At 57.1% G+C, this 14,821-nt stretch carries 12 protein-coding genes; 7 read left to right on the top strand and 5 right to left on the bottom strand.

All coding sequences use genetic code 11. The features are described 5' to 3' along the window. Positions 1–39 precede the first annotated feature (39 nt). Complete coding sequence (locus QOM10_RS16670; protein ID WP_127928318.1) at positions 40–1,569, bottom strand: hypothetical protein; 1,530 nt, start codon at positions 1,567–1,569, stop codon at positions 40–42. 293 nt (positions 1,570–1,862) lie between these two features. On the opposite strand from QOM10_RS16670, the gene QOM10_RS16665 reads away from it, so the two are divergent. The 5 genes from QOM10_RS16665 (at position 1,863) to QOM10_RS16645 (ending at position 10,506) form a co-directional block, all read left to right on the top strand. Beyond that, the gene (locus QOM10_RS16665; protein WP_316916552.1) at positions 1,863–2,345 is read left to right on the top strand and encodes an HIT family protein; all 483 of its coding nucleotides are present in this window, start codon (positions 1,863–1,865) and stop codon (positions 2,343–2,345) included. A gap of 313 nt (positions 2,346–2,658) precedes the next feature. Then, on the top strand, positions 2,659–4,059 hold the full coding sequence (gene gabP / locus QOM10_RS16660) for a GABA permease (protein ID WP_316916551.1): 1,401 nt from the start codon (positions 2,659–2,661) through the stop codon (positions 4,057–4,059). A 182-nt stretch (positions 4,060–4,241) separates the two neighbouring features. Then, a complete protein-coding gene (locus tag QOM10_RS16655; protein ID WP_064118477.1) occupies positions 4,242–4,655 on the top strand; it encodes a PaaI family thioesterase in 414 nt (137 codons plus the stop codon). A gap of 264 nt (positions 4,656–4,919) precedes the next feature. After that, on the top strand, positions 4,920–6,077 hold the full coding sequence (locus tag QOM10_RS16650) for an HD-GYP domain-containing protein (protein WP_150774777.1): 1,158 nt from the start codon (positions 4,920–4,922) through the stop codon (positions 6,075–6,077). A gap of 43 nt (positions 6,078–6,120) precedes the next feature. Continuing rightward, positions 6,121–10,506, top strand: a complete 4,386-nt coding sequence (locus QOM10_RS16645; RefSeq protein ID WP_316916550.1) for a response regulator — start codon at positions 6,121–6,123, stop codon at positions 10,504–10,506. Here the strand turns inward: QOM10_RS16645 and QOM10_RS16640 are convergent. Continuing rightward, complete coding sequence (locus tag QOM10_RS16640) at positions 10,484–10,648, bottom strand: hypothetical protein (protein ID WP_316916549.1); 165 nt, start codon at positions 10,646–10,648, stop codon at positions 10,484–10,486. The two genes, QOM10_RS16645 and QOM10_RS16640, sit on opposite strands and share 23 nt — an antisense overlap. Positions 10,649–10,914: 266 nt before the next feature. Here QOM10_RS16640 and QOM10_RS16635 point away from each other — a divergent pair, with 266 nt between their 5' ends. Next, positions 10,915–11,352, top strand: coding sequence for a hypothetical protein (locus QOM10_RS16635; protein ID WP_224790118.1), 438 nt, complete (start codon positions 10,915–10,917; stop codon positions 11,350–11,352). Positions 11,353–11,483: 131 nt separating this feature from the next. Here the strand turns inward: QOM10_RS16635 and QOM10_RS16630 are convergent, their stop codons facing one another. Next, complete coding sequence (locus QOM10_RS16630; protein ID WP_127928304.1) at positions 11,484–11,870, bottom strand: hypothetical protein; 387 nt, start codon at positions 11,868–11,870, stop codon at positions 11,484–11,486. 140 nt (positions 11,871–12,010) lie between these two features. Beyond that, positions 12,011–13,870, bottom strand: a complete 1,860-nt coding sequence (locus QOM10_RS16625) for an ABC transporter ATP-binding protein (protein ID WP_316916548.1) — start codon at positions 13,868–13,870, stop codon at positions 12,011–12,013. A gap of 235 nt (positions 13,871–14,105) precedes the next feature. Between QOM10_RS16625 and QOM10_RS16620 the strand changes: the two genes are divergently transcribed. Then, a complete protein-coding gene (locus tag QOM10_RS16620) occupies positions 14,106–14,300 on the top strand; it encodes a hypothetical protein (protein WP_316916547.1) in 195 nt (64 codons plus the stop codon). A gap of 55 nt (positions 14,301–14,355) precedes the next feature. Here the strand turns inward: QOM10_RS16620 and QOM10_RS16615 are convergent, their stop codons facing one another. After that, positions 14,356–14,766, bottom strand: a complete 411-nt coding sequence (locus QOM10_RS16615; protein WP_150751008.1) for a hypothetical protein — start codon at positions 14,764–14,766, stop codon at positions 14,356–14,358. Positions 14,767–14,821 lie beyond the last annotated feature (55 nt).

The raw sequence follows: 14,821 nt of genomic DNA, 5'->3' as shown, positions 1-14,821 counted from the left end.
CCGTTCTACAGGTCATCCAGGGAAAGGACGGTGGCTCCGCTAGCTCTGGATGAGCGGTGCGGAACATTGGATTGCGAAGCCGTGGCATGGCGCGCTTAGAGCTCCGGGGGGAGAATCCCACCCGATCAATGCACCGCCGCGCGCAGTTACGATTGTATGCTCACAAGTCGCCAAAATATCGCCTCTGGGAATACGGTCGCCGGGAGTTATCAAATTCCAGTAATAGTGATCCCAGTCCGCATGGTTGTGAAGTGTCACACCTTGCGATGTCGGATGCCGGACTGCCGCTTTGCCGTGTTTGTTTCCCGGGCCGAACGAGTATGCCAGCCGCTTGTAATTCACGTTGCTTGGTGGTTTAGGGATGGGGCTCTTGCTGTCCAGATCGGCGCCATGATGCGGTGCAACCATACCCACGGGTGGTAACGGGCTCAGTTGTTTAACGAAGTGCAGATAGTCGCAATCACCAGTAAGCAGCCAGCTTCTTGCAGGGATATTGTCAGGCTCTTCCACTGCCATGACGATCCCGGTGCCATTGCGGTCTCTGCCTTGACCGCACATAAATCTGATACGCCGTTGTTTCGATAGCTTGGCGTTACCGATCTGCCCGGGAAGCGGGGAGTAGATGAGAAATTCTCCACCGTTATTGATGACGTCGTGGGCAAACGCGATGTGCAGAGGACCGACCTCTTGAAGTGGTGCAATCCACTTGCGCTTGAGCGCGGGATAATTGTTGTTGATGTTAAGCGCGTAGGCTCCAGCCCAATGATCGGCGTCCCAATGGGAAAGTATGATCGACGGCGATTGGGTGAAACAAAACGCTAGCGGGTGAGGCGTTGTGTGCTTGTTTCTGTAAACGCCAGCGCCAAGGTCGTAATAGTGTGTCGGTAACCCAGCAGGGAACTGTTCAGTCGACATCAGCGCATTTGCATTGCCTTGCCCCACGTCATACACCGCTAAAAGGTCGGCAGTGGCGCTGGAAAGCTCAATTTCCAACTGGCCCGTGGAGATGGTCGGCAGACGGTTCAGGGAAAAAACGGTGGACAGGGATTTATTCTTTCGCGCTTTTGGCATTTTTCCCTTTATATATACTTGGACGGGGTTAGCGAAGAGTCCGGGATAAAGCTGTGCCACTTCGAGTCCCTGTCCGCGCTGATTGTAAATTTCCAGCTCAAACCACAGCCTCTCAATATCTCCCGCTGCGTTGCGTAGGGCGCGTAGATCATTTGTCGAGGGGAGTGGTGGTAATCCAAAAAATCCACGTCCGTCAGACAGTTCGAATTCCAACCGATACATTGGCATGGCTTCGAAAGGATTGGGGGCTTGGTGCAAAGGAAGTTGTTTCCAGTTACTCCACGCCTTTGCAACCTCGTTGGGTTGCTCGACATTGAGTAACGGGTTTTTTTGTCCTTCCTGGTCCAGCCATTCTCCATCGACCAAGTCGAATGCCAGCAGGACAGAGTTGGTACCCGAGATGACCTCGAGGTGATCGAAGCGGGCGTATGCACGAGTGGGAAGCCTGGTAACTGGATAATCTTCGTTGGGAGGGGTAGGGCGAAAATGATTGTTCATTGTTACGGTCCTTTGGATTCCGCGACAGACATGTCATATGTCTGAATGGTTTCTACTCTTGCAATGCGCTATTGGCGTTCCTGAAATACATGCTGTAAGTGAGCAGAATCTGATTTCCAAATACGTTCTGCCTCTTGAAATTTTTCCACTCGGCCTCAAGCGGAGACTGGATATCTAACCACAAGTCCCATTCGTTACGGGCGTTTCCTCGAACACGCGACAAACTACGCAGCAGGCATCGTAAAGCAGCCTTTGTTACGCTGGCACCTCATTTGCTTCAGGACCTCCGGCACATGGAAATTGCCCCGAATTTCATCATTCATGAAACCGAACACTGGATCATCAATCACCATCTGGCGAACACGCTTCCCGGCTATCTGATGCTGGGAACAAAGGTCGAAACCACATCGCTGGCCGAGTTGTCATCCGATGCCTTGAGCGAGTTGGGCGGTTTGCTTGCCAAAACCCAGCAAATCATTGAGCGACAACTCACGCCAAAACACCTCTACATCGGTCGCTACGGGCATCAGCCGGGTTTACCGATCCACTTCCATTTCATTCCGGTTTATCACTGGGTCGAAGCGCTGTTCTGGCAGGACACGCGATATCGACTCCTCGAAACGTTTGCCCACGCTGAAGGCGCTGCATCAGCGACTGACGGTGCAGAGCTGACGTTATTCGTCTGGCGGGAGTTTGGTGAAAACCCGATACCACCGAAGGCGCAAGGCCCTTCCATTGAAGAAGTGATCAAACATTTGCGTATTGCGTTTGGCTGATTGTTGGAACAAGGCGCAACGAACCCGCAAACTATTCTGCGACTTCTCGCTGACTGGTTGGTGTTGTTCCCGACCGTTCGGTCTTTGCATGTCGATATCAGACACAACCATGGCGCAATCAGGCTATTGAGTGGTCCGGCAGGCCGGGTAAGGTGATGCGTCTTCACATCAAAATAACCCCATCCAGATCATGGGGTTGATAAGTACTGCGGCGGTTGGACGGGCTTCTTTCGGGAGGTTCAGCAGGCAACGATCGTGCTCGTTTGCCCAGTCAACTTGCTTGAATGTCGATCAGCAGAGAATAAAAAAACCAATGATCAGCCCGAACTCCATGGATTCGAGTAGCCAATTGGCGCAGGGCTTCAAGCCTCGTCACGTCACTATGCTGTCCATCGCCGGAATTATCGGCGCCGGATTGTTCGTAGGTTCAGGGCACGCCATTGCAGCGGCGGGGCCGGCGGTTCTGCTGGCTTATCTGTTCTCGGGTCTGCTCGTCGTGCTGGTCATGCGCATGCTCGGCGAAATGGCGGTCGCCAATCCGGACACCGGTTCGTTTTCCACTTATGCCGACCAGGCTATCGGACGCTGGGCCGGCTTCACCATTGGCTGGCTCTACTGGTGGTTCTGGGTTCTGGTCATTCCTATCGAAGCGCTCGCCGCCGGGCATGTATTGAACCAGTGGTTTCCGCAGGTCGATGCCTGGCTGTTCGCCTTGGGCTCGATCATTGCGCTGGTGGTGACCAACCTGTTCAGCGTGTCCAAGTACGGTGAATTCGAGTTCTGGTTCGCCATGGCCAAGGTCGTGGCGATCATCGGTTTCATCGGTGTCGGTTTTGCCGTGTTGATGGGCTGGGTGCCCGATCGCGAAGTCAGCGGCTTGACCGGGTTGATGGCCGAGCACGGCGGATTTGCGCCTAACGGTTTGTCAGCGGTGGTCGGCGCTTTCATCACCATCATGTTCAGTTTCATCGGCACTGAAGCGGTGACCATCGCCGCCGCTGAATCGAACGATCCGTCGCGAAACATTGCCAAGGCCACGCGCTCGGTGATCTGGCGCATCGGCGTGTTTTACCTGCTGTCGATCTTCGTGGTGATCTCCGTGGTGCCCTGGAATGATCCGTTGCTAGCCTCGGTCGGGTCTTATCAGCGCGCCCTGGAAATCATGAATATCCCTCACGCCAAGTTCATGGTCGACGTCGTCGTCCTGATCGCCGTGGCCAGTTGCATGAACTCCTCGATCTACATTGCCTCGCGCATGCTGTTCTCGCTGGGCCGGCGCGGCGATGCGCCGAAAATGCTGAAGGCGACCTCCTCGGCAGGCGTGCCCCGCGCAGCAGTGATTGCCAGTACCGTGCTCGGCGCGTTGATCACCGTGTGGAGCTACTTCATGCCCGCCGGGCTGTTTCAATTCCTGCTGGCCATCTCCGGCGCGATTGCCTTGCTGGTGTACCTGGCCATTGCGGTGTCGCAGTTGCGCATGCGCCGGATATTGCAGCAGCGCAACGTCGAGCTGACCTTTCGCATGTGGCTGTTTCCGTGGCTGACCTGGCTGGTGATCGTGTTCATCTGCGCCGCGCTGGCGGTGATGATGATTACCCCGGAGCACCGCACCGAAGTCACCACCACCATTGGCCTGGCGCTGGCGATTTCCTTTATCGGCCTGGTGACGTCACGTCATCCTGCGCCGGCGGCAAGGGTCACGTCGGCGGGTTAGGCGTTGGCGTCGAACCTGAGAATCCCTTCGCTAAGGTCGGAGGGGCAGGGTGCACGCTTTATCACTGCAAATTCCGCATCCGTATAGTTCTTGCCCCGTTACGCGATTGCCCATAAACCCTCCAACTGAATCGAAGTATTCAGGTCAATGACGCCGGTGAGTCGCCGGCACACGGAGGGACCATGGACGCCACCGCAATTCCCGAAGGATTCACCCCATTTACCCGCAGCAGCCCGTTGCTTGATCTGCTTGGCCCGATCTACGCGAGGGGCAGCGGCCTGCAACTGGAACTGGGATTGCTGACCGACTCACGCCATGCCAATGGCCGGGGTACCTTGCATGGCGGTGTACTGGCGACGTTGGCCGATGTCGGTATGGGTTACGCCATGGCCTTTTCCAGCGACCCTCCGCAGCCATTGATCACCGCGAGCATGACCCTGGATTATCTCGGTGCCGTAAAAATGAACGAGTGGCTGGAAGTGCGCCTCGAGTACTCGAAAAAAGGACGCCAACTGGCGTTTGCCGCTGTCAGCCTGCATGTCGGGGAGAGAACGGTGGCGCGGGCCAGTGCGGTGTTTGCTGTGCCAATGGGTTGAAAAGGCATGGCCATCAAGGCGTTGGTCCGCAGACCACATCATGCTGCTGATCGAGTGAGTGTTGCCCCGTTGAATGACGGCTTGTAGCCGGTAGTGGCTTGCTAACGACTGCTTTCGGCCAAGCGCAGACATTCGATTTAGTGTTTCTTCGTACCAACCTGCCGATCTTCACCTAGCGATTGCAGCTTTTCTAGCTACGCTTGCCAGCAAGAGATTGGCGTAAGTGCGCCTGCTCTTGAATTGCGCACACGGGAGCCAACATACATGGATAGCATGCAGGACGTTTACCCATCAGCTACCGTTCTGGTGGTCGACGATACACCCGATAACCTGATGCTGATCGCCGAGTTGCTCAAGGACAAATATCGGGTCAAAGCCGCCAACAGCGGCGAAAAGGCCCTGCGCCTGCTACAGGCAGACCCGCTTCCCGACCTGATCCTGCTGGACATCATGATGCCTGGCCTGTCCGGTTATGACGTTGCCGAGCAGCTCAAGCTTGACGCTCGCATTCGCCATATCCCGATCATTTTCCTGACCTCGATGACCGCTACGGCGGACGAGATTCGCGGCTTGAGCCTGGGCGCTGCGGATTACATCACCAAGCCGATCATCCCGCCGGTGCTCATGGCCAGGGTCGAGACTCAGATCAAGCTCAAGGCCGTTGCCGATTTCCTGCGCAATCAGAACGATTTTCTGGAGCAGGAAGTGCAACGGCGTACCCGCGAGGTGATCGCCATCCAGGATGTCACGATCCACGCCATGGCTTCGCTGGCCGAAACCCGTGATAACGAAACCGGCAACCACATTCGCCGCACCCAGCACTACATCAAACGCCTGGCTGAACTGTTGCGCAATCACCCGCGCTTCCGGGACTTCCTCGACGAGGACACGATCAAACTGCTCTTCAAATCGGCACCGCTGCACGATATCGGCAAGATTGGCATTCCTGATCGCATCCTGCTGAAACCGGGGCGGCTGACCGCCGAAGAGTTCGAGATCATGAAAACCCACACCACATTGGGGCGCGACGCCATCCAGCACGCCGAGGATCAGTTGGGAATAAACGTCGACTTCCTTCATCTGGCCAAGGAAATTGCCTACGGCCACCAGGAAAAATGGGATGGCAGTGGCTATCCACAAGGTGTGGCCACCGATGACATCCCGATCAGCGCCCGATTGATGGCCGTGGCGGATGTCTACGATGCGCTGATCAGTCGCCGCGTGTACAAGCCCGGCATGCCCCACGAGCAGGCGGTGAAAATCATCCGCGAAGGCCGGGGCTCGCATTTTGATCCGGACATCTGTGACGCATTTCTCGCCAATGCCGAGCAGTTCCGCGCAATTGCCGAGCGATTTGCCGACAGCGACCAGGACATGGCCAGGCAGTTAGCCCTGCTTGAACAAATTGCTGATCGTCCCTGAGCCCCGCGCATCACTCTGCACATCCAGCTGAAAGAGGCCGTTTATGAACAGACTGTTCGAGATGCTCGAGCGCCTGTCCCTGCGCAGCAAATTGATCATCGGCTTCGCGGCGTTGATGACATTGATCCTGATACTCGGCGTGCAAAGCTTGCGCACCCAGTATTCGCTCAGAAACGAAATGCAGCAGTTGTACCAACAGGATCTGGTGGGTATCCAGCATGTGCAGGAGGTTCGGGTACAGTTGCCGCATCTGTTGCTCGCCATGCAACGTGCAATCGCTACCAACAACGCAGACATCCGTATCAGCGCCAGAGCCCAGATGGATGTCGCCCAGGCGCGACTCCATGAAGCGCTGGAGCAGGTTCGTCCAACTCTGCGCAGACAAAGCAGCATCAGCAGCCTGCTGGAATTCGAACGGGTATTACAGCGTCTGCAAAAAGATGGCGATGAAGCGTTGGAGTTCGCCGGCAAGGGTTCCTTGGGTCAGGCCTTGATGTTGCTCAACAGTAAGGATTTTCTTGCGTTGGAACAGGGCGGCGACGGGCTGCTCAACCAGATCGAGAAAAACAAGGAAGCCGACATCCACGATACGGCGAAGAACCTCGCAGAGTACGCCCAGCGCAGCAGCATGATCACCTATGTCTTGCTGTTGGGCGGTTCAACGTTGGCTTTGCTGTTGACCTGGCTGGTCAGTTATTCCATTCGTGTGCCGCTCAACCGTGTCCGCGTGGCGGTTGATGAATTGGCGTCGGGCAAGCTGGACGGCCAGATCCCGCATACCGACCTGCACAACGAAACCGGCGACCTGGCGCGGGCCATTGCCACGCTGCAAGTGGAGGCTTGTCAACTTGAACGCCAGCGTTGGGTGAAAGGCCATGCCTCGCTCCTGCAAGTGGATCTGCAACAGGCTGAGACGCCACAGCAGTTGGCCCAGGCTTTTTTCAGCCGCATCGGGCCCCGTTTGGGCATGTGCCAGGGGGCGCTTTACGTGCTCTACGAGGGCGCGTCGCGCCTGCAATTAGTCGGCGGTTATGCGGTGGACAGTGAGCACCCGTTGCCCGCCGAGCTTGAACTCGGTGAGGGGTTGCTTGGCCAGTGCGCACTGGATCGCCAACCCCGTCAGCTTGAGGATCTGCCCGAATCGTTCTGGCATGTGCGCGCGCAGTTGGGCGCAGCAGCCGCCAGCCATCTGATGGTGCAGCCGGTGCTGCGTGGCGAGCGCCTGCTCGGGGTTGTGGAAATGGCTGGCTTTCACTCGCTGGAGGAGAAAGAGGCGTTGCTCTTGCAAGAAGTCCTGCCGAGGCTGGCCGGTGCGATGGCCATTATGGAACGCAGCGAGGCAGCCCAGGCGCTGCTGCAGGAAACACGGCGCCAGGCTGACGAAATGGGCGCGCAAACCTTGCTGCTGGAACACCAGGCCAGAGAGCTGGAGGCCCAGCAGGCCGAACTGCGCGCCACCGAGGCCTGGTACCGCGGCATCATCGAGGCAGCACCGGACGGCATGCTGGTGCTGGGAGCCGACGGCCGCATCCTGATGACCAACCCGCAAATGGACACCTTGTTTGGTTACGCCCCCGGCGAGCTGATTGGCGCCAGTATCGAGCGTCTGGTACCGCAGGCTGCCCGCGAGCGGCATGTCAGGTTACGCGACGGCTTCATTGCCAGCGGCGGAACCCGGCAGATGGGCGGCGATCTGGACGATTTGAGCGGAGTACGCAAAGACGGCAGCCTGTTCTCCGTGGAAATCGGCCTTTCCCATTTGCCCCGCCTCGAGGGTCGTGGCGTCTGTGTGTGCGCCTCGGTGCGCGATGTCAGTGAGCGCCGGGCGATGGAAGCCAGGCTGCGAACTGCCAGCGATCGCCTGAACCTGGCACAAGAGGCCGGTGACATCGGGTTGTTCGACGTCGATCTGGTCAGCGGCACCAACTATTGGACTCCTCAGCTTGAAACGCTGTTCGGACTTGAGGCTGGCGGCTTCGGTGGCTCGTTGGCGCACTGGAAAGCGCTGGTGCATCCCGAGGATGTGGCGCGAGTCAGCAGCACGTTCGAGAACGCCGTTCAGAGTGGCGATGATCGCGTCGAGTTCGACTTCCGGATCGTGCGTAAAAACGATGGGCAGGTGCGCACGTTCCGCTCGCTGAATCGCTTCTCACGCACGCCTGACGGCAAGCCATTGCGCGCAACCGGCATCAACATCGACGTCACCGCGCTGGCAGAGGCAAGGGCTGCGGCCGAAGAGGCCACGCTGGCCAAGAGCGAGTTCCTCGCCAACATGAGCCATGAGATCCGAACACCGATGAACGCCATCATCGGCATGAGCCACTTGGCGCTGCGTACAGAACTGGATAAACGCCAGCGCAACTACATTGAAAAGGTCCACCGATCAGCGGAGAACCTGCTGGGAATCATCAACGACATCCTCGACTTCTCCAAGATCGAGGCCGGCAGGATGAGCCTCGAACACGTGCCTTTCCGCCTGGAGGACGTATTCGACAGTTTCACCTCGATGATTGGCCTGAAGACCGAGGACAAAGGCCTGGAGTTGTTGTTCCAGATCCCGCCCGACTTGCCCACGGCACTGCTGGGTGATCCTCTGCGGTTGGGGCAAGTGCTGATCAACCTGGGCAACAACGCAGCCAAATTCACCGAGCACGGCGAAATCGTGGTCGGAGTGGAAGAAGTGGGGGCGCACACGGACAGTGTGCAACTGCATTTCTGGGTGCGCGACACAGGCATTGGCATGACCGTCGAGCAGTGTTCACGCCTGTTTCAGTCATTCAGCCAGGCGGACAGTTCGATCACCCGCAAATACGGTGGCACCGGGTTGGGGCTGTCTATCTCGAAGAAACTGGTGGAGCTGATGGCCGGCCGAATCTGGGTCGAAAGTGAACCGGGGATCGGCTCTACATTCCATTTCCAGGTGCAACTCGGCGTGCAGCAAAACGTGCAGCCGCGCCGTATGTTCAAGGCCGGCGAACTGCTTGGTATGCGGGTACTGGTCGTGGATGACAACACCAGTGCACGTGAAATTCTCTCGGGCATGGCGCGCAGCTTTGGCCTGGAAGTGGATGTCGCGCAGAGCGGTAGTCTGGCGCTGCGCATGTTGGCCGACGCCGAGCACAAGGTCCTGCCTTACGATCTGGTCTTGATGGACTGGCGGATGCCCGGCATGGATGGCATGGAAGCCGTAAGCAGAATGCATTCCGCCAGTCTGATGCGCACACCATCGGTCATCATGGTGACCGCTTTTGGCCGTGAGGAAGCTCGCGAAGAAGCCGAACGTCAGGGTCTCCAGTTGCCGGTGATACTGACCAAACCCGTCACGCCGTCCTCGTTACTCGAAGCCATCGGTGTCGTGCTGGGCAGAGACACGCACAGCGACACTCGGGCCGGCGAACGCTTCCAACAGAATGCCAGTACCGTAGCCAGTCTCAATGGCGCGCGGCTGCTTCTGGTCGAAGATAACGAACTGAATCAGGAATTGGCCAGCGAGCTGCTGGAAAGTGTCGGAATACGCTTGCGACTCGCCACGCACGGCCAAGAGGCCTTGGATATCCTCGGCGAGGATGACGACTTCGATGGCGTGCTGATGGATTGCCAGATGCCAGTGATGGATGGCTACACGGCCACCCGGCAAATTCGCCAGCAACCGCGCTTCAGCAATCTGCCAGTGATCGCCATGACCGCCAACGTTATGGACGGTGACCGAGAGCGAGCGCTCGAATGCGGCATGAACGACCATATCTCCAAGCCACTGAATGTCGAAACGATGTTCGCGACAATGGCAAAGTGGATTAAACCAAGAGCCGCTCAAGCACCGCTGAACGCAGGCTTCGCCGATGGCTTGCCAGATCGTCTTGAGGGCATTGATCTGGCGGCGGGTCTCGCCACTTGCATGGGGCGGCGGGAACTCTACTTACGTCTGCTCTGCAAGTTTCGCGATACTCAGACAGACTTTACCGAGCAATTCCAGGCCGCACGAATCGATCCGGATCCTGGTGCCGCCGGGCGGCTGGCGCACAGTTTGCGCGGCACCGCCGGCAACATCGGCGCCAAGGCCGTGGCGCAGGCTTGCACGTTGTTAGAACAGGCCTGCCAGAACGGCGAGCCGGCTACGGTAGTGCAAGCGCTAGCGATGCAGGTCGAGCATTGCTTGCTCCCGACCCTGGCGGCTCTGGCCGACCTTAAGGCAAACACACCGGCCTCCATGGATGGCTACCCGCTGGACGACTCGGCAATCAGCGAGCAACTGAACAGGCTTATTGTTCTTTTGGAAGAAGGTGATACGGCGGCTTCGGACGTGCTGGTGGCACTGCGCAATATGCCACTCGATCGAGCGTTGGCAGAACGGCTGGCACTCGCCGCGGCGCAGGTAGAACTGTTCGACTTTGATCGCGCCTTGCAGCTCATTCGGGATAAATTCCACTGATACAAGGCAGGTAGTCCATATCTTGTATCACTTTGATTAAGGTGCGCAGTGTTGCTGATGGATCGAGTGTGATCGACATTGCATGGCTTTGCAGATCATCCCCCGCATGAACGCTATCTCGATCAATGGGAATTACCAACATGACTGCTCCTTTTTAGTGGTGTGCTGTCAGCAGATCGATCAGCGTAGAGATCTCAGCGGCGACCTGTCTACAGTCCGCTTCTGGCCGGAAGTTGACGGTCATGAGCGGCAGCTAACGGCCAGAAGCGGACGTAATGGCGTTTGTGTAGTATCTGCCTCTCTTCCCACCTATATGAGATGCCGATGTCTAGCCGACACTCCCCATCCCCTACAAGAGCTGTCCTAGACCTGCAAAACGCACGTTCGCTTTTGGGAAAACGGCTTAGCGTGCTGCTGCACGACCAGTACTATTTCAACGACGAGAAAGATCTGGGAGACATAGGTTCTCTAGAGTGGCGTTTTGTCGAAGGAGAAGTTCTATCCATGTATCTCTTGAGTGATGGCGAGAGAGTAGGTGCGGACTTGTTTCCTTCTGATACGCCGGCTCCCTTCGAGATAGAGCCAAACGTGACCTGCTCCTGGAAGAGGGAAAACCTGCTTGCGGATCTGTCAGCAACCCACCTTGAGAACACAAAAATTTGCGCAGTTGAGGGAATTCTTGACTCTTTCAACGGACAAGAGCCTTGGCTGGCCGGATTCAGAGTTACGTTCGAGACCGGTGACTCGTTGATCTACCTTAACCAGGGCGACGATGCCGTCGTATTGATTAATGCGCTACCGCCAGTAAGTGTAGGCCTCGAAACCCGCTTCGTTACCTCAATTTAATGACAGCTATGGGTCGACTGCGGACCTTCCCAAAGACAGCAATCGGCCAATTGCGGCCCATCAATTAAAGGCACTTTTGTCTGAAATACACCATTCAAAAATATCTGTAGCACGACGCGCAGGCACCGACCTCAAGGACGATGTAGCCCTGTCGCATCCCGCCAGTACATGGTTTGTTCGAACTGAAAGCTAACTAGAAAGAAGGCTGAACACGACTGAGATATTGATTGGGCGACTTTTTCCAAATCTTCCATAGCGGACTCTCCCTCTGGTTCGGGCCCTTTAATTCTGATGGTACAACGCACAGCGACAGGAAAGTCGATACCCATTGTATTCTCAGCATAAATCGAGGGGTCACCGAAAGCGTCATCGGTACTTAATTTAAGTCCTGAGCTAAATTCAGCGTATAGCCCATCTTCTGTTATCTCGACTTTTCGAGCACCAGCATTCTTAAGGGCATTGCTCAATGTCAAAATTGTGAGCGTACTATCAGCTTCCAAGCACAGATCAAGACTCATCAATCCTCCCTTTTTACCGATGAACACTTGCACCAAATTTGAATGCGATCGTCGCGACAGTGTATTTTGACTAGCGGTACGAATGTCCGCTTTTGGCCGAAAGCAGTCGCTTATAAACAACTGCTCCCCACCCCATACCCTCAAGCCTGATCCATCGCCGCCGCCACACCCTGTTCCTCACCCAGAAACCCACCGCTCTGATGCTGCCAGAGCCGCGCATAAATGCCGTTTCTGTGCAGCAATTCAGTGTGTGTTCCCTGTTCGATAATGCGCCCCTCATCCATCACAATCAGTCGATCCATCGCCGCAATCGTCGACAGCCGATGGGCAATGGCGATCACGGTTTTGCCCTGCATCATTTCATCGAGGCTTTCCTGAATGGCCACTTCGACTTCAGAGTCCAGCGCGCTGGTGGCTTCGTCGAGCAACAGGATCGGCGCGTTTTTCAGCATCACGCGAGCGATGGCAATGCGTTGGCGCTGGCCGCCGGAGAGCTTGATGCCGCGCTCGCCGACCAGGGTGTCGTAGCCGCTGTGGCCTTGCTTGTCGCTTAGTTGGCTGATGAAGCCGTCGGCCTGCGCATTGGCGGCGGCGCGGCGGATGTCTTCGTCGGTGGCGTCCGGGCGGCCGTAGGCGATGTTGTCGCGTATCGAGCGGTGGAGCAGGGACGTGTCTTGCGTGACCATGCCGATCGCGCTGCGCAGACTGTCTTGCGTCACGTGCGCGATGTTTTGGCCGTCGATGCAAATCTTGCCGCTGTCGACGTCATAGAAGCGCAGCAGCAGATTGATCAGCGTCGATTTGCCTGCACCGGAGCGGCCGACCAGACCGATTTTTTCGCCGGCACGGATGTTCAGGCTCAGGTTGTCGAGGACCTGGCGTTCGCCGTTGTAGTTGAAATTGACCTTGTCGAATGTCACCGCGCCGCCCGCCGGCACCAGCACGCTGGCGTTCGGCGCATCTTGCACCTTGGGGCCACGGGTGAGGGTGGCCATGCCGTCCTGCACGGTGCCGATGTTTTCGAACAGCGACGTCATCTGCCACATGATCCAGTGCGACATGCCATTGATGCGCAGCGCCATGGCGGTGATCGCCGCCACCGCACCGGTGCCGACCTGGCCCAGGTGCCACAGCCACAGCGCGTAGCCGCCGGCGCCCAGAATCAACCCGACCACCAACGCCTGATTGACGATTTCAAACTGGCTGACCAGACGCATCTGGCGAAAACCGGTGAGCTTGAAATCCTCCATGGCCGCACGGGCGAAATGCGCCTCTCGCTTGGAGTGCGAGAACAATTTCACCGTGGTGATGTTGGTGTAGGCGTCGGCAATGCGCCCGGTCATCGACGATCGCGCATCGGCCTGTTCCTGGCCAACCTTCCCCAGGCGCGGCACGAAATACAACATGGCCAGCCCGAACAGCGCGAGCCAGGCAATGAACGGCAGCATGAGTTTCAAGGCAAAACCGCCGGCCAGGGCGATGATCGCAATGAAGTAAACGCCGATGCCGGGTGCGATTTCGATCAGGGTGAACAGGACTTCGCGCACGGCCAGGGCGGTCTGCATGACCTTGGTCGTGACCCGTCCGGAGAACTCGTCGGAGAAGAACGAAAGGCTTTGCCGCAGCATCAGCCGATGGAAATCCCAGCGCAGCCGCAGCGGCAGATTGATCGCCAATATCTGGTGCTGAACCATGGTGCGCAACGCCACCAGGCCAATGCTGATGAACAGCACGATACCGATGCCCCACAGCACGCGACTTTCTTGCGCGTTGACACCGCCGCCGGCCTGCCACGTCGAAAGCAGATCGACGACTTGGCCGAGAAAGGAAAACAGCCAGGCTTCGTAGATCGACACGCCGGCACTGAGCAGCGCCAATGCGAGGATATAACCGCGAGCGCCGCGCGTGCAGGCCCACAGGAACCGCATCAGGCCGACGGGCGGAGGTGGTGCTTCGTCGGGAGGAAATGGGTCGAGCCGTTGTTCAAACACGCGAAGCATTGTGGTCTCCGAAATGATCAGGGTCGGGGGATTTTGCCACTTAATGGCGGCTTTGAGGGATCGCACGTCACCGGCGTGTCCCCACTAAGTGTTATTGCCCGGAAGCACTGCGGTGCAGAACCCCAAGGATCCCGGGTACATGCCGATCAGCTAAGCTGTCTGCTCAGACGACTTGAGCAGTGCACGATGCAGCGAACAAATCCGGTTTCATGTTGGGAGTCGACGGGCAAAGGAAATGTTTAATTTCTTTTTGACGTTTTTGTTCGTGTTGATCCCCACGGCGTCGCTTTCACTCGACAGTTATCTTCGCTACCGAGTCGCCAGAAACAAACCGGTGAGCAATGTCTGGAAGGGTTGCAATCACGTGCTTGCGATCCTGCTGATCATGCAGTTGCTGGGTTTGGCGCTGTACTTTTTCTACATCGCCTGAGCGCGGCGGTTGTCGGCCTTCCAGAGAGAGGAAACCTATGCCTGAAAACCGACACCTATCCTTGTGCAAGCACTTCACGCCTGACCTGCAAAGCAATCACAGCAAACCCTTGGCCAGTGCCGCGCTCGGAAGCCGTATAGTTCTGATGCGCCGAGACATCCTCCCATTGGCTTACGAACTCAACGTGTTGATGATCACTGTCGGTGTCAATTTGAAACGCTATGAACCGTTCCGCTTGATCGAGGATCAAGCCATACAGGCGTGGCATTCCAGGGAAGTCGACTTCAAGATCGATTACGACCGTTCCTGACCAATCAATACCTTGGCGCTCGCCGAAACGTGCCAAGGCCTCGGGAATACAGGCATCACGCCAGAATCGAGCGGTTTCCGTCAGGCGATGGGCAGTCACCGCATTCTGTTCCTGCACATTGAGTTGCCGCTTCTTCAGCAGACGATCTATTTCCATGTCGCGCATCCAGTATTGCTCACGCCCAGAAACACCCTTTTTGAGTTCTCGCTGA

This window comes from Pseudomonas sp. P108, from assembly GCF_032613195.1.
In the GTDB taxonomy this organism is placed as follows: Bacteria; Pseudomonadota; Gammaproteobacteria; order Pseudomonadales; family Pseudomonadaceae; genus Aquipseudomonas.
This window is presented reverse-complemented; position numbering and strand designations above follow the sequence as displayed.

Excerpts from the sequence above, each read along its gene's own strand:
- QOM10_RS16670 (WP_127928318.1), bottom strand. The coding sequence starts at position 1,569 with ATGAACAATCATTTTCGCCCTACCCCTCCCAACGAAGATTATCCAGTT.
- QOM10_RS16665 (WP_316916552.1), top strand. The coding sequence starts at position 1,863 with ATGGAAATTGCCCCGAATTTCATCATTCATGAAACCGAACACTGGATC.
- gabP (WP_316916551.1), top strand. The coding sequence starts at position 2,659 with ATGATCAGCCCGAACTCCATGGATTCGAGTAGCCAATTGGCGCAGGGC.
- QOM10_RS16655 (WP_064118477.1), top strand. The coding sequence starts at position 4,242 with ATGGACGCCACCGCAATTCCCGAAGGATTCACCCCATTTACCCGCAGC.
- QOM10_RS16650 (WP_150774777.1), top strand. The coding sequence starts at position 4,920 with ATGGATAGCATGCAGGACGTTTACCCATCAGCTACCGTTCTGGTGGTC.
- QOM10_RS16645 (WP_316916550.1), top strand. The coding sequence starts at position 6,121 with ATGAACAGACTGTTCGAGATGCTCGAGCGCCTGTCCCTGCGCAGCAAA.
- QOM10_RS16640 (WP_316916549.1), bottom strand. The coding sequence starts at position 10,648 with ATGTTGGTAATTCCCATTGATCGAGATAGCGTTCATGCGGGGGATGAT.
- QOM10_RS16630 (WP_127928304.1), bottom strand. The coding sequence starts at position 11,870 with ATGAGTCTTGATCTGTGCTTGGAAGCTGATAGTACGCTCACAATTTTG.
- QOM10_RS16625 (WP_316916548.1), bottom strand. The coding sequence starts at position 13,870 with ATGCTTCGCGTGTTTGAACAACGGCTCGACCCATTTCCTCCCGACGAA.
- QOM10_RS16620 (WP_316916547.1), top strand. The coding sequence starts at position 14,106 with ATGTTTAATTTCTTTTTGACGTTTTTGTTCGTGTTGATCCCCACGGCG.
- QOM10_RS16615 (WP_150751008.1), bottom strand. The coding sequence starts at position 14,766 with ATGGAAATAGATCGTCTGCTGAAGAAGCGGCAACTCAATGTGCAGGAA.